Origin of the sequence: Pseudomonas frederiksbergensis (assembly GCF_001952935.1) — a bacterium.
Lineage (GTDB): Bacteria > Pseudomonadota > Gammaproteobacteria > Pseudomonadales > Pseudomonadaceae > Aquipseudomonas > Aquipseudomonas frederiksbergensis.
This window is the reverse complement of record NZ_CP018319.1, coordinates 159,604-173,172: the sequence shown is the minus strand read 5'-3', so window position 1 is coordinate 173,172 and position 13,569 is coordinate 159,604. Positions and strand designations below refer to the sequence as shown.

The 13,569-nt window shown below is 57.7% G+C and carries 14 protein-coding genes; 9 read left to right on the top strand and 5 right to left on the bottom strand.

Features of this window, described 5'->3' with window-relative positions; translation table 11 throughout:
• Positions 1-32 precede the first annotated feature (32 nt).
• On the bottom strand, positions 33-200 hold the full coding sequence (gene napE, locus PFAS1_RS00905) for a periplasmic nitrate reductase, NapE protein (RefSeq protein ID WP_008154754.1): 168 nt from the start codon (positions 198-200) through the stop codon (positions 33-35).
• A gap of 214 nt (positions 201-414) precedes the next feature.
• Positions 415-705, bottom strand: a complete 291-nt coding sequence (locus tag PFAS1_RS29835; RefSeq protein WP_076027876.1) for a hypothetical protein — start codon at positions 703-705, stop codon at positions 415-417.
• Positions 706-919: 214 nt separating this feature from the next.
• Here PFAS1_RS29835 and PFAS1_RS00895 point away from each other — a divergent pair, with 214 nt between their 5' ends.
• The 5 genes from PFAS1_RS00895 (at position 920) to PFAS1_RS00875 (ending at position 6,962) form a co-directional block, all read left to right on the top strand.
• On the top strand, positions 920-1,939 hold the full coding sequence (locus PFAS1_RS00895; protein WP_076027875.1) for a helix-turn-helix transcriptional regulator: 1,020 nt from the start codon (positions 920-922) through the stop codon (positions 1,937-1,939).
• Between the two features lie 224 nt (positions 1,940-2,163).
• The gene (locus tag PFAS1_RS00890) at positions 2,164-3,906 is read left to right on the top strand and encodes an amidohydrolase (protein ID WP_076027874.1); all 1,743 of its coding nucleotides are present in this window, start codon (positions 2,164-2,166) and stop codon (positions 3,904-3,906) included.
• A gap of 110 nt (positions 3,907-4,016) precedes the next feature.
• Positions 4,017-4,757, top strand: a complete 741-nt coding sequence (locus PFAS1_RS00885; protein ID WP_076027873.1) for a TorF family putative porin — start codon at positions 4,017-4,019, stop codon at positions 4,755-4,757.
• Between the two features lie 205 nt (positions 4,758-4,962).
• Positions 4,963-6,375: a purine-cytosine permease family protein gene (locus PFAS1_RS00880; protein WP_076027872.1), complete on the top strand. Its 1,413-nt coding sequence runs from the start codon at positions 4,963-4,965 to the stop codon at positions 6,373-6,375.
• Between the two features lie 128 nt (positions 6,376-6,503).
• Positions 6,504-6,962, top strand: coding sequence for a GNAT family N-acetyltransferase (locus PFAS1_RS00875; protein ID WP_076027871.1), 459 nt, complete (start codon positions 6,504-6,506; stop codon positions 6,960-6,962).
• Positions 6,963-6,977: 15 nt separating this feature from the next.
• Here the strand turns inward: PFAS1_RS00875 and PFAS1_RS00870 are convergent, their stop codons facing one another.
• A complete protein-coding gene (locus tag PFAS1_RS00870) occupies positions 6,978-7,838 on the bottom strand; it encodes a phosphotransferase (RefSeq protein WP_076027870.1) in 861 nt (286 codons plus the stop codon).
• Between the two features lie 520 nt (positions 7,839-8,358).
• Here PFAS1_RS00870 and PFAS1_RS00865 point away from each other — a divergent pair.
• The 3 genes from PFAS1_RS00865 to PFAS1_RS00855 all read left to right on the top strand — a co-directional run bounded on the left by PFAS1_RS00865 (position 8,359) and on the right by PFAS1_RS00855 (position 10,018).
• Positions 8,359-8,718: a DUF6124 family protein gene (locus tag PFAS1_RS00865; RefSeq protein WP_074878081.1), complete on the top strand. Its 360-nt coding sequence runs from the start codon at positions 8,359-8,361 to the stop codon at positions 8,716-8,718.
• 227 nt (positions 8,719-8,945) lie between these two features.
• Positions 8,946-9,521, top strand: a complete 576-nt coding sequence (gene parS / locus PFAS1_RS00860; RefSeq protein ID WP_076027869.1) for a type II RES/Xre toxin-antitoxin system antitoxin — start codon at positions 8,946-8,948, stop codon at positions 9,519-9,521.
• Positions 9,521-10,018, top strand: coding sequence for an RES family NAD+ phosphorylase (locus tag PFAS1_RS00855; protein WP_076027868.1), 498 nt, complete (start codon positions 9,521-9,523; stop codon positions 10,016-10,018). Before parS ends, PFAS1_RS00855 begins: the two co-directional genes overlap by 1 nt.
• A 365-nt stretch (positions 10,019-10,383) precedes the next feature.
• Here PFAS1_RS00855 and cls read toward each other — a convergent pair whose 3' ends face one another.
• Positions 10,384-11,679, bottom strand: a complete 1,296-nt coding sequence (gene cls / locus PFAS1_RS00850) for a cardiolipin synthase (RefSeq protein WP_232252193.1) — start codon at positions 11,677-11,679, stop codon at positions 10,384-10,386.
• Positions 11,680-12,114: 435 nt separating this feature from the next.
• Here cls and PFAS1_RS00845 point away from each other — a divergent pair, with 435 nt between their 5' ends.
• Positions 12,115-12,450, top strand: a complete 336-nt coding sequence (locus tag PFAS1_RS00845) for a hypothetical protein (protein ID WP_074878077.1) — start codon at positions 12,115-12,117, stop codon at positions 12,448-12,450.
• Positions 12,451-12,587: 137 nt separating this feature from the next.
• Here PFAS1_RS00845 and PFAS1_RS00840 read toward each other — a convergent pair whose 3' ends face one another.
• The gene (locus tag PFAS1_RS00840; protein WP_074878075.1) at positions 12,588-13,490 is read right to left on the bottom strand and encodes a LysR family transcriptional regulator; all 903 of its coding nucleotides are present in this window, start codon (positions 13,488-13,490) and stop codon (positions 12,588-12,590) included.
• Between the last annotated feature and the right edge of the window lie 79 nt (positions 13,491-13,569).

Here is a 13,569-nt window from a genome sequence, read left to right as displayed (position 1 = left end):
GGCTCCAATAGGCTTTCAGAAAAGGCTATTAGTTAGTTGGGTGGTCCTGGGGGGCCGTACAGCATCTGGAAAAACCAGACGATAAAACCGTAGCCGCCGACGATAGCGACTGACAGCAGCGGGAAGAGGCAGATGACAAGAAAGAGAAACAGCCGGGTTTCTTTGCGGCGCTGAGGTTTTCGTTCTTCAGCCAATGACATGCGTAATCTCCTGCCGAACGTGCAGTCAGACTAGATCACGAAGTTTTCGCAGGTTTTCTACCAGGGGGTTTACAGACCAACGGTTGATAACCCGTGCTCTTGGGTCGCAACGGGTTATAACGATTTCAATCATTACTTCGTTTAGTTAGCAAGTTGCGTTGTATTGATAGGGATTCGCTTTCAACAAATGTTCTTGGTCTTCATTGCCATTGTTTTAATTTTTGCATTCGGCCAATACCACTTTGCAGGTGTCGGGCGTGCCACCGGATCGTCCGGCATAGCGTATGCAATTATTCAGGGATTTTTTGCGAGCCATGTTCAAGGTGGAGCCCCAGGCCAGGCCGCCCTCGCCGACAGTGGGGAGCGCTTTTGCATAGCAGCTGTCGCCCAGGCTTGAGGCCGCATAGCGAGTTGTCGCTGCTTTGCCTGAGCATCCCGCTGTCAGCGCGAGGTTGATGGCGAGCAGGGAGAGCAGGCCCCATCGGCGCGCTGTTGTTCCGGTCATCCGGTCTCCCCCTTTATCAAGAGGCTAGAGGCTTGTTTGTGGTCGTGCTCTATTCAGGTTAGATGGTGTTGTGTCGGCTCTTGGGCCGGTTTAATGGAATTAGCGCTTTTGAGTCGTTCTCGCTGACAGCCGGCGTCGCGAGCGCTCGCTGGACGCCATGACCGCGGCTATGGCATCGTCGAAAAATACGCCATGTAGTAACAGGATAAAAACAATGGAGGAGGGTGATGAGGTCGACGCCAACACGTCGCTGGCCACGCTAAAGGCGTTCAATCGTTGCGTGTTGCACCTGGGTCGGCTTGCTCGAGATCGCGGCGCCTCCCAATTCATCGCCGACGGCTTGCAGGCCTTCGGTCAACTGGTGCCCTTCGCTTCGGCATGGTGGGGCGAGATGTCGACATCAGACGCCAGTACGCCTCAAAGCTGGATGCACGGGCGGATCAATCTGCCTGAGTCGTTTGCCGTCGAATGGCACAAAGTAGCGGTCAGCGACCGATTTTCCCAGGAGACTTTAAGTCAGCCCGGGGAAGTGTTACGCGACAGTGGGTTCAACGATCCCTGCGAACAGGTGAATGACTTCGCACGCCGTCACGACCTCTACCACCTGATGTGCATCACGTTCGAGCTCCCGGAAAGCGGCTTGATGTTCTTCGTTTGTCTTTACCGAGGCCTTCATGCACAGGCTTTCAATGCCAGCGAGGACGAGTTGTTTTCGGCGTTCTGCGACCACCTGTTGCAGCTGTGGCGCTTTCAGGTGCAGGACATGATTCGCTGCGACACGGGCAACGGGGCGAGTGACTTCGGGGTCGCCCGGATGGATGGCAGTCTGCTGTATGTGGGCGCCAGCCTGTGCGCCGCCATTCAGCGCGAATTGCCTGGGTGGAGTGGTTCAATGCTTCCCGTTGATGTCATCGCACACCTGGAAAAAGCGCCGTGTGTGATTCGCCTGGGGCGTACTGCAATGACGCTTAGCCCCAACGCCGAGCACGTCATCCTGTCACTCGAAACACAGTCGCGCGGGGCGGTGCTGGCACCTCGCGAGCGCACGGCGGCGATGCTGTTTGCCGCCGGCCATTCCTATAAGGAAATTGCCAAAATCCTTGCGCTGAGTCCGGCCACAGTGCGCACCTATCTGCGCAACTGCTACGTGCAGCTCGGCGTGAAGAGCAAAGTGGAGCTGGGTTCTGTCCTGCGCTCATCGACCTCGCCTACGGAAACTGCACGTCGTAATTAAGCCGCGCACAACACATACCTTGTTGCAAACAATCCCCTCGCCACAAGGTCTGTGTTGCTGCTTAGCTGACGGTATTTGCCTTACCCCTCCTCATTTGTGGAGGTCCATCCGACCGCCGCGCTCTATAGGGTATGCCCTGCATATCAGGGGCTTGCGACCGTCCGTTCGGGCCACTTCGAAAACATCTGCCTCCCCCAGTCCAATAAAAACAAGAGAGTGTTCCGATGCAGCGATTTATTCCAAACCTGTTGGCCGCAGCCCTGGCTTTTTCTTCGGTACAAGCCATGGCCGCCGCTGACCTTGTGTTGTTCAACGGCAAGGTCTTCACCGCCGAGCCCGGTCAGGGACTGGTCCAGGCAGTGGCCGTGCAAGACGGCAAGATCCTCAAAGTGGGCAGTAATGCCGAAATCAACGCCCTGGCCGATACCCGCACGCAACGGATCGATCTGGCGGGCAAGGTGCTCATGCCGGGAATGATTGATACCCACAGTCACCCGGTGGTCGGGGCCTTCGACAGCATGGGCGCCAACCTGCTGGATGAAGTCAAACCGCTGCCCGAGCTTGAACAGTGGATCATCGAACAGGATCAGGCGGGCATCGCGCGGGCCGGTGACGTGATCAGCATCGCCGGGGCCAGTTCGGCGTATTGGGACAAGAGCCGGGAGCTGGGCCAGCGCTTCAATCAGGGACGCTGGGCGAATCAACCGGTGGTCCTCAGCGGGATCGACGGGCACACCGGCTGGGCCAACAACGCCATGCTCAAGCGCCTGAAAATCGACGCGGCGCTGGTTAAAGGCCTGTCGGAACAGGATCGCAGCTATGTAGGTCATGACGCGAATTTCACCCCCAATGGTTATTTTGCCGAGTCGCGCTGGGACCAGGTACGCAGCCAGATCCCCGCGCCCAGCGGCGAGATCATGTTGAAAGCCGCCCGCGAGGCGGTGAAGGTCAACAATCAATACGGCATCACCGCCTGGATGGACGCGGCGGCGAATGCCGGCAGTGGCGATTCGTTGTTCGATTTCAAGGCAACCGAGCAGAGTTACGGCGTGCTGCCGCTTTACCGCGAATTGGCAGAGAAGGGCGAACTCAATGCCCACGTCGCCGCGCTGCTGTTGGCCAACCCGAAAAGCCGACCGGCCGATCTGGAAGTGCTGGCCAAGGTGATGAAGAAATTCGAGGGTGTGCCTAACCTGAGTTTTCCCGGGATCAAGGTATTCGCCGATGGCGTTCTGGAGTTTCCGGGGCAAACCGCCGCGGTCATCGTGCCCTTCAACAACAGTCATAAAAACGGTCAACTGCTGATCGACCCCGCGCACTTCGGTGAGTTGGTGGTGGCAGCGGAGAAGCGTGACTGGATTGTGCACATGCATGCGGTCGGCGACCGTGCGGTGCGTGAGTCACTCGATGGTTTTGCCTATGCGCGCAAACTCAATCCGACACCGGTGGCCCATAGCATCAGCCACCTGCAACTGGTCAACCCGAAAGAGTTTCCGCGCTTCAAGCAACTTGGCGTGATCGCTTCCATGCAATTGCTGTGGGCCACGGGCGAGACGTACACCGTCGAGCTCGTCAAACCCTATATCAGTGCATTTGCTTACGGTTATCAGTATCCCGCCAAGTCCCTGCATAACGCCGGTGCGGTCATCGCCGGTGGCAGCGACTGGCCGGTGTCCAGCCCCAACCCATGGAACGCCATCGCTCAGGCCAGCACGCGCAAAGGGCCGCTGGGGGTGTTGAATGCCAAGGAAAGCATCGATCGCCAGACCATGTTCTATGCCTACACGCTCAATGCCGCCAAAGCCCTGCGTCTTGAGCAGCAGATTGGTTCGTTGACGCCCGGCAAACAGGCCGACTTGATCATCCTCGACCGCGATGTCTTCAAGGTCAGCGATGACGACCTGTTCGACACCAAAGTCCTGAAGACCTTCTTCGCCGGCAAAGAGGTGTACGCGCCCGCGTCCTGACCCTTCGTTCACCCACACCCCGCAAAAGACGCCTGGCTCCTCGCATGACGAGGGGCTCGGCATCGCCATGCCTGAAATTACCCGCACCTCCATAACAATAAGAGACTTGTATGAACGCACGCTCAGTATTGACCCTTGCCATTCTTGCATTGGCACCCCTGACCACCCACGCACTGACACTCAACGATGACTTCAGCCTGGACATGACCCTGGGAGTCTTCAGCGACTACCGCACCCGTGGCATTTCGCAAACCCTGGGTGATCCGGCGGCTCAGGCCGGCGCCACGCTGGTCCATAGCAGCGGCCTGTACGTGGGCGCCTGGACCTCGAACGTCGATTTCGGCGGCGAGTTCAAGACACGCCAGGAGCTCGAGTATTACGCGGGCTACTACTGGCAGGCGACCGAGGCCATCAGCCTCGATCTGGGGTACATCAAGTACGACTATCCAAAGGAAGGCCAATTCAACATGAGCGAGGTCTACGCCATCCTTGACGTATATGGCGTGAAGCTCGGCGCCAACTACTCAAACGATACGCCTAACTTTTTTGGCGAAGACCAGGACACCCTTTACACCTACCTCAGCTACAAAATCGAGTTGCCGGCCGACATCGGCCTGGACCTGCGCGTGGGACGCAACGATTTCAAAGACCCGGCGTTCTGGTCTGCCAGCGGCGACAGCCGTGATGCCTACACCGAGTGGGAAGCCAAGTTGACCCGTGACTTCGTGGGCGTGACCTGGGGCCTTAGCTACATTGATACCGACCTGTCGAAAAGCGAGTGCACGAGCTGGTATGGCTATGGTGATTTGTGCTCCGCCACTGTGGTTGCCAGCGCCAGCAAGGCGTTCTAAGCGTTAAAAGCCCTGCCAGTGAGTTAACAGAAACCCAGGGTCGAGCGATCAATTGTGGCGAGGGAGCTTGCTCCCGCTGGGCTGCGAAGCGGCCCAAAAATACTGACGACAATGCGATTTTGCGACTGCTGCGCAGTCGAGCGGGAGCAAGCTCCCTCGCCACAAAAAACCTTTGCCCGTCTGCCCCTCATAAGAGAACAGCGTAATGACCAAGGTCAGCGATAGTCAGCAGCGAAGTCCCCTGATCGAGACACGTTCGATCGATTTTATTCCCGAGGCCGAGCGTCATGGCAGCCTCTACAGCCAGTTCACCCTGTGGCTCGGTGCCAACTTGCAGATCACCGCGATCGTCACCGGCGCCCTGGCCGTGGTGCTGGGCGGCGATGTGTTCTGGTCGCTCATCGGCTTGCTGATCGGCCAGGTGCTCGGCGGTGCCGTGGTGGCTCTGCACGCAGCGCAAGGGCCGAAGCTCGGGCTGCCGCAGATGATCTCCAGTCGTGTGCAGTTCGGGGTCTATGGCGCGGCCATTCCGATTGTGCTGGTGTGCCTGATGTACCTCGGTTTCAGCGCCACTGGCGCGGTACTCTCGGGGCAGGCGATTGCCCAGTTGATCCATGTCAGCGACAGCGCCGGCATCCTGATTTTCGCCTTGTGCATCGCGTTTCTGACGATCTTCGGTTACCGGGTCATTCACCTGGTCGGACGGGTCGCCAGCGTGCTGGGCATCATCGCCTTCGGCTATCTGTTTAGCCGATTGATGACCCTCAACGATATCGGTCTGCTGCTGGAAAACCGTCACTTCGGCTGGAGCACTTTTCTGCTGGCGGTGTCGTTGTCCGCCTCCTGGCAGATTGCCTTTGGCCCATATGTGGCTGACTACTCACGCTACCTGCCGAGCAAGACCTCGTCGTGGAAGACGTTTGCTGCCGTCGGGCTTGGCACGGTGCTGGGCGCCCAGGCATCCATGGTGCTGGGGGTATTTGCCGCGGCCTTGGCCGGTGCGAACTTCCGCGGTCACGAGGTGGCGACCATCGTCGGGTTGGGCAGTACCGGTGTGATGGCGTCCCTGCTTTACCTGAGCGTGGTGTTTGGCAAGGTCACGGTGTCCACGCTCAACGCTTATGGCAGCTTCATGTGCGTGGCCACCATCATCAGTGGTTTTCGCAGTCGTCTGGAGATCTCCGCCCGCCAGCGCATGGTGTTTGTGCTGCTGATTGTCGCGGCGTCCACCACCCTCGCATTGCTGGGGCAGTACTCGTTTCTCAATGCCTTCAAGTACTTCATCCTGTTTTTGCTGACCTTCTTCACACCGTGGAGCGCGATCAATCTGGTGGATTACTACTTCATCAACAAAGAGCGCTATGACATCCCGGCGCTGTCCGACCCGGCGGGCCGTTATGGTCGCTGGAACATGCGCGGGATCAGCGTGTATGTCGTGGGTGTATTGATCCAGTTGCCCTTCGTCGATACGCATTTCTACTCTGGGCCGATGGTCGCGCAGCTCGGCGGTGTCGATATTTCCTGGATCGTTGGGCTGGTGGTACCGGGGGTTCTCTATTACGGGCTGGCCAGGACATCGATGCCGGCGGTGGTCCTGAGCGGAACTGAAAGGCCTTAAGGAGGAAACCGGAAGTTTGGGTGAGCCCAAAAAGATCGCAGCCTGCGGCAGCTGCTGCAGGCTGCGATCTTTTGATCTACCTTTCCCTTTTCCCGCACATCAACTCAATCCGTAAGGAAACGATCAACATGGACATCCAGGCCCTGCGCGCCGACGCCTCCCACCTCGATAAAATCGCCAGCCTGTTCGACGCCTATCGCGGTTTCTACGGCCAACCGTCGAACCTGCCGCAGTCTCGCGACTTCATTGCCGAACGCATTGCCCGGGACGAATCGGCGATCTTCTTCGCCCAGGCCCCTGGCGGTGAGGCGCTGGGTTTCGTCCAGTTGTTCCCGACGTTCTCCTCCATCGACGCGCACCGCACCTGGCTGCTTGGCGACCTCTTCACAACACCTGCCGCCCGAGGGCAGGGGGTCGGCACGTTGCTGATGAACACTGCGCGAGCCTTTGCATTGTTGACCGGTGCCAAAGGCATGGTGCTGGAAACCGCCACGGACAATGTCGGCGCGCAACGGTTGTATGAATCCCTGGGTTATGTGCGCGATACGGGTTACTACACCTACTGCCTCGACTTGAAACAAGGTTGAGCCCACCGCTGCCGGTTACATCAACTCGTGCAGGAATGCAGCTTGGGCCTTGGGGCACGTGAGGATGCGGTAACGGGTGCTACGGGAAACATCGCGGTCCCGAAAGCGTTCATACACCGCCTGGAAAACTGCGCGGTTCAATGCTGGGTGCTGATGCTTCAGGTAGCGTTCACAGCACGCGTTGTAGTCTTGCATCGATATGAACTTGTTGAACCAGAAGCGATAGAAGTAACCCAGCAGAAAACCCAGGCTGAAGTCGTGATCCAGCACCGCATGCGCGCAGCATTCGAAATCGATCAGGCGCAGCCTGCCATCGGGTCCGATCAGGATGTTCTTGGGGTGCGGGTCCATGTGCACAAGCCCCTCGACCAGCGTCTGCCCGAACAGTTGGAAAATGTCCGACAGCAGCGTTTGCGCCTGCTCGGGGTGGGCGATCAGTCGATCATCGACGCTGCAATGATTGTCGAAAAAACTGACCAGCAAATACTCTTCCTTGAGAAACGGAAACCGTCCGACATGGCCGAATGCAGCCACTCGGGGCGATGACTCCGACTTGGCGGACACAACGGACAGGTTGATGAATTCGTTGGTCAGGTCATGCAGCCCGAACACACGCTTGAGGCCCAGGAAATTCTGCAGCTGCTTTTTCCAGTGAATCAGGCGGTTGTGTTTCAACACCCATTTACGCTCACCTTCGAGAAGGAACACGCTGCGGGTTTCCTCGGGAATATCCAGCAACGCATGTTGATCCGGCTCGGCAAAAAAACGCTGCAGCACGGTCACCAGTTCGTTCTGATCAGACGGATCGAAATGGAAGGTGACGCCGGCAATCTTTTGCTGATTCAGAGGGGCAGTAAGGTGTTTGAGGTGGCGCATGCAAAGTCCCTGCTAATGCTTTGAGTCCATAAAACGCCGGCAATCGAGCGCGACGCTTTGTCGTTATCGGCAGGACGCTGCAGACCCTTACTCACAGGGTTGATTTTTTATTGCTGGGCCTGACTTCAAGCGTGTGTCAGATTTTTAAACATCGCCACAGGATGCGTGTTTAAGCGCGTTCAAGGTTACTTCCTGAAAGCCACAAGACCTTGCGCCGTTGCCTACGGCTGCGCCAGAATCCGCCGGCTTGTGTGCCTAGGGGGCACTCGGTAACTTGATTCGTGTCACTGCCCATCAGTGATCGGGTTTCGCAGCCCGGGCAAACTCTAGACGCACAACGTCTACCGTCCGTGAGCAGACGCTTCATTAGGTCTGTCATTCATGTCATGGCGGCTGTGCGTGGGAGACCTTAGGGTCTGCCGGGTTCCTAGAGTCCTGGTCTGCGAACCCGCGTACAGTTGCCACCTTTTTTTCGTTTCGCAGCGAATGGTGGCAGCTCCATTTCTCTAGGAGTTTCACTATGTTCAAGGTCACACCCAACCCACCGGACACCGATCCGGTCTCTCCGTACGAATCCGATTCAAAAAAACTCAACGAAGCCGCCGAGCGCGCCCTCAACTTCCACTTCCCGTCGATTGCCGACATCAAAGCCACCCCGCGAACCTGCAGCACCCTGTTTTCCGTGGACCCAGAGGCCACGACCGAAACCCTGGCGGTTTTTCTGGTCGAAACCCTGGCCTCGATCGATGTGATGGTCCACGAATTGGTGGACCTCCTCGAGGGTTGCTCGCGCTATTCCCTGCTGGGCATTTCCAACAGCGTCATGGTGGCTGAAATCACGGCAAACCGATTGCTGGATAAAATTGAACCGCCTGCGTAACGGCGGCCTGCTGTGGTGAGGGAGCACGCTCCCTCGCCACAGCTTTCGCGGTTGCCGTTACTGACCGGTGATTGGGTTTGGTGTCAGGCCCGGGATGCCGCGTCATCGTTCATCGCGAGCAAGCTTTGCTCCTACAGGGGTGTTTTTTAGGGAAGCGTGATGGATTAGGTCTTTTCTGCCATTTGGCACTATAGTTAATGCCAGATGACAGAGCGGCGGAGGCTGCCATGAGCGCCAAGAAGAAAGATGAAGTAGTCGATGAGGCTGTCAAAGATGCCAGCCGCAAAGGAAAGGTCAGGCCACGCGCCCCAAAGGCTGCCGTTATCATCTTGAATCAAGGCGAGCGTACGGTGACAGCGACCATGGCGGGTTCGAGTCGCGTGCCACCGATGGTTGCGGTCTTGCTTTCTGGAAAAAGTAGCGATGATCGTATGGAGGTTTACAGGGCCGTTAAACACGGGTTCCCGCTGCAATCGGTGCTGGATATGATCGAAAACAGCACGGTGTTTAAGCAATGTGGCGTGTTGTCGAAGATCGTCGGCGCGTCTGATCGTACGCTGGCGCGGCGATTGAAAACGCCCAATGAGGCGTTGACCGCTGAGCAAAGCACGCGAGCGCTCAACTATGCCGAGGTGTTGGAAAAGGCAACGGATGTGCTGGGTTCGCGTGAGCTCGCCGAGCAGTGGATGGTCAAACCTGCGCGGGGCCTGGATGGTGAGGTACCGATCGATCTGATTTCAAATTCGGTCGGGTATGAGTTGGTGGCTGACTTTCTGACGCGCATTGAGTATGGGGTCTATTGATGGCTAAAGACCCTTTGAGCAGTGAGATTCATTTCTGGCGCCTTGATCCTGCTGAGTATGCGCCCACCTGGCATTTGGGCGTGGGGGCTGAAAAGGTGGGTGGGCGCTGGAACCCTAAAGGTATGACCACGGTTTATGCAGCACTGGACGCCTCTACAGCCATCCTTGAGGTGGCGGTGCATAAGAATTTCGATGCGCTGGATTGCAAGCCCCATTGTCTTACGCAGGCCCGGGTGCTGGACCCGTCCAGGATTTATGTGGTGCAACCCGATAGCATTGCCAACTCTAATTGGCTGGTACCGGGTACCCCAAGTCGCAGCCAGCAACAGTTCGGCGCTGAGCTGTTGAGTCAACATCCGTTTGTGCTGGTCCCTTCTAGTGTCTCGCGGCATAGCTGGAATTTGTTGATGAACCCGCAATTGGCTAGTGGGTTGTACGAGTTGGTGCTGCAAGAGCCTTTTGCCCTTGATGGGCGGCTTAATAAGCCTTTGCCCTGAATACGATTTTGCCCTCTGGACCGGTGTCCGCCTACCCGCCAATCCCCTGGGGAGCACGGGGCAAACGGTTGAGTTTCTAAAGGCCTAATAGGCCAGGCGCGACCAAGCTGTGCCTCGCGATGCGGGGCACAGCCTTGCCAATGCGAGTCGGTCTTCGGTTCTATGCAAACCCGAGAAACGACAGGATAACCACGACAACCACAACGAGTCCGACGATGTAGATGATGTTGTTCATGAATTCCACCTCTCAACCTGAATGGATTGCGAAACGTGGCGTTACAACCACACGGTACTGCACCTTCACTGGCAATTCCATTGCGCAACACACAGAGCTCCGTTGCTCATTCGCCACCGCGCGACTCGACTTACAGCCAGTATTCCCAGAGCCGTCCCATCTGCTCCTTGGCTCTTACTGCGAACGAGCGGCGCTGCCACTTTTCCAGCGTGATTTCGTTGGACTTGGCCAGGTCAGCCATGAAGGCCGTCTGCATCTTTTTTCCAAATTCGGTGCCCAGCACAACGACGTTGACTTCATCGTTGTGCAGGAAGCTGCGCCAGTCGAGGTTGGTGGAGCCGACAGTCGACCACACGCCGTCGATGACCGCAGTCTTGACGTGGAGTAGCGCGTCACGGCGTTCGTAAAGCTTGATATTGGCCTCCAGCAGCTCGGTGTAGTTCGCGCGTCCGGCATGGAACACCAGCCAGGAATCAGTGCTGCCGGGCAGCACCAACTTGACGTCGACGCCACGTGCTGCCGCCTCCTTGAGTGTCGCCAACAACTGCGGATCGGGCACAAAGTAGGCGTTGGTCAGCCATATCTCGGTCTGCGCGCTACGCAGCGCCGAAATCAACGTCGCATAGATCTGGCTGAACGGCTCATCGGGCGAACTGCCGATGGCGCGAATCACTTCGGTGCCTTTGCGCTCCAGTGGTGGAAAGTAGTCGCGAGCCGCGAGGGGTTCACCTTTCTGGGCAGTCCAGGTTGCGATGAACAGTTTCTGCAGTTCTGCAACCACCGGCCCCTCGACGCGCAAGTCGGTATCGCGCCAGGGCAAATCACCATTGGGACGCGTCTTTGAGCTCGCACTGAGCGAGCCCCCCGAATAGACGCTGCTGATATTGATCCCGCCGAGGAAGGCAATACGACCGTCCACGATCAGCAGCTTTCGGTGGTCGCGCTGGTTCACGTCCCAGCCTGCTTTGGCCGTCAACGGATTGATTGGGTTGTACTCCAGAACCTTGATGCCCGCTTCGGTCAATCGAGTGAAAAACGCTGCGGGTGTCCTAAGGGTTCCGACGCTGTCACGGATCAGATTGACCTGTACGCCTTTGTTTTGCTGAGCGATCAGTGCGGCGGCGAAACGCTGACCGACTTCATCATCTTCGAGGATGTAGGTTTCCATGTTGATGTGGTCACGCGCCGCTTCAATGGCTTTGATCATCGACTGGTAGGTGCTGGGACCGTCCTGCAGCAAGTCGACTTTGTTGCCTTCCGTCAGCGGGCTACCGGAGATGGATTCTTCGATGGCGAGGTGCACATCGAAGATGTTGGTCTCGGCGCCGGTGGACTTGAGTCGGTCGATGATGGCTTTGCTGCGTTCCGCTGACAGAGGTCCGTTTATCCCGTCGAGTTGCACGGGCGCAGAGGGCGCGAGGGCCATGTCCGGCACTATCCTCGGCAAAACACTGGAGCCGATCACAAAGGTCAGGAGCACAACCAGGCCTAGCACTAGAGCAATGCATGCACCCTTGCATCGGGTTAGAAGATTCATCAGGGCCCCTCTTGGCGAGGACGGTGATAGCGCGCTGAATAGCAAAGCTTCGCTTTTGAACGAACCAGGCCCCAAGGCCTGTGATCAGTTGCGATGCCATCAGTTGGTTGGACCACTTCGCAAGAGCCGGGTTCGTTGTCAGAAACTGCTTTTGGCCGATAGTTGCCCGTGCTTCAGGAGCGAAGGTCGACTGTTTACTCACGCAGTTTGGTCGAAAGCCACTGCGGAATAGCGGCGGTAGAAGATACCAATTGGCCATCGCGTCCGTTAAAGTGTGCGCCGCCCGAGAGATGGATCCCGGGCTACATCTCAAGGAGTTTTTCAGTGAAGTACCTCAGTAAAGTTGTCGCTGTTGCCCTGTTCGGTCTGGTTCTGGCGGGTTGCACCGGCACGCCGATGAACACCCAGCATTATGAAAGCAGCCAATACACCGTCCTGGGCCACAGCGAAGCGAGCGCCACTGGCCTGCTGCTGTTCGGCGTGATCCCGATCCAGCAGAACAACCGTTTTGTTCGCGCTCAGAACGCGGCGATCAAAGCCAAGGGCGGTGACGCGATGATCAACACCCAGGTGCAGGAAAACTGGTTCTGGGCGTGGGTCCTGACCGGTTACACCACTAAAATCTCTGGTGATGTGGTCAAGCTGAAGAACGTTCAGTAAGCGCAGAGCTCTGCCTGTTGACGCGAAAAAGCCCGGTTTAGCCGGGCTTTTTCGTTGAGCGCAAAAACCTCGACCTCATTTACCTCGCTTCGGAACCCGATTTTTTCGCGCTTAGCATCACTTCCTACCGGACAAACTCAAACGCCCCATCCCTCACGCACAGCCCTTCGAATGCCCTCCAGCAACATCGCAAATGCGGGGTTGTCATTGTTCTCGCGCCAGATCAAATGCAGCTCGCTCTGCACACCTTCGCCCAAATCGATGTCGCGAAACACCACGTTCTTGAACACCACGCTGGTGGCGCAGCGAGGCACCAGGGCCAGGCCCATGCCGGCATTGACCAAGGCCAGGATGGTCAAGGATGAACCGAGCCATTGCACGTATTCCGGGGCGACGCGGGCAGAGCGGAGCATGCCGGTCAGCAGTTCGTTGAACGGCGGGTAGGCGGCGTGGGAGTACATCAGGAACGGTTGCGCATCGAGGTCTTTGACCGACACGGTTGCTGCGCTCGCCAGCCGATGACTGCTCGGCACCGCCAGTACAAACGGCTCGCGCACCAGGCATTCGGTGGCGTATCCCGGCTCCAGCAACGGCGCTCGAACGATGCCCAGATCGATTCGCCGCGCACGCAGCGCTTCATGCTGCTGGTAGGTGTTCATCTCTGTCAGGTCGATTTTCACCTGCGGCTGTTTGAGCCGCGCTTCGGCGATGACCTTGGGCAGGAATTCATACACCGCGCTGCCGACGAAGCTGATGTTGACCGAGCCGATGTCGCCCTCGGCAAAACGGCGGGCGGTGACGGCGGCTTGCTGGGCGCGCTCCAGCAGGTTCTGCGCTTCGATGAAGAAGGCGCGGCCGGCAGCGGTCAGGGCGACGCTGCGGGTGGTGCGGGTGAACAACTCGACGCCCAGATGATGTTCCAGCAGTTGAATCTGTCGACTGAGGGGCGGTTGAGTCATGTTCAACCGTTCGGCGGCGCGGCGGAAATTCAGTTCGGTCGCCACCGTGGTGAAACAGCGCAGTTGAGTCAGTTCGAACATTGATCTAATCCAGGTATCAATCGAATGCCAAGTTAGATTAGACGGGATCAATGTGCGCGTCCATGATCGGCTCGTCCCT

Coding starts and splice junctions, on each gene's coding strand:
- PFAS1_RS00895 (WP_076027875.1), top strand. CDS start 920: ATGGAGGAGGGTGATGAGGTCGACGCCAACACGTCGCTGGCCACGCTA.
- PFAS1_RS00880 (WP_076027872.1), top strand. CDS start 4,963: ATGACCAAGGTCAGCGATAGTCAGCAGCGAAGTCCCCTGATCGAGACA.
- PFAS1_RS00890 (WP_076027874.1), top strand. CDS start 2,164: ATGCAGCGATTTATTCCAAACCTGTTGGCCGCAGCCCTGGCTTTTTCT.
- PFAS1_RS00840 (WP_074878075.1), bottom strand. CDS start 13,490: ATGTTCGAACTGACTCAACTGCGCTGTTTCACCACGGTGGCGACCGAA.
- PFAS1_RS00885 (WP_076027873.1), top strand. CDS start 4,017: ATGAACGCACGCTCAGTATTGACCCTTGCCATTCTTGCATTGGCACCC.
- parS (WP_076027869.1), top strand. CDS start 8,946: ATGAGCGCCAAGAAGAAAGATGAAGTAGTCGATGAGGCTGTCAAAGAT.
- cls (WP_232252193.1), bottom strand. CDS start 11,679: ATGGCCCTCGCGCCCTCTGCGCCCGTGCAACTCGACGGGATAAACGGA.
- PFAS1_RS00870 (WP_076027870.1), bottom strand. CDS start 7,838: ATGCGCCACCTCAAACACCTTACTGCCCCTCTGAATCAGCAAAAGATT.
- PFAS1_RS00865 (WP_074878081.1), top strand. CDS start 8,359: ATGTTCAAGGTCACACCCAACCCACCGGACACCGATCCGGTCTCTCCG.
- PFAS1_RS00875 (WP_076027871.1), top strand. CDS start 6,504: ATGGACATCCAGGCCCTGCGCGCCGACGCCTCCCACCTCGATAAAATC.
- PFAS1_RS29835 (WP_076027876.1), bottom strand. CDS start 705: ATGACCGGAACAACAGCGCGCCGATGGGGCCTGCTCTCCCTGCTCGCC.
- PFAS1_RS00855 (WP_076027868.1), top strand. CDS start 9,521: ATGGCTAAAGACCCTTTGAGCAGTGAGATTCATTTCTGGCGCCTTGAT.
- napE (WP_008154754.1), bottom strand. CDS start 200: ATGTCATTGGCTGAAGAACGAAAACCTCAGCGCCGCAAAGAAACCCGG.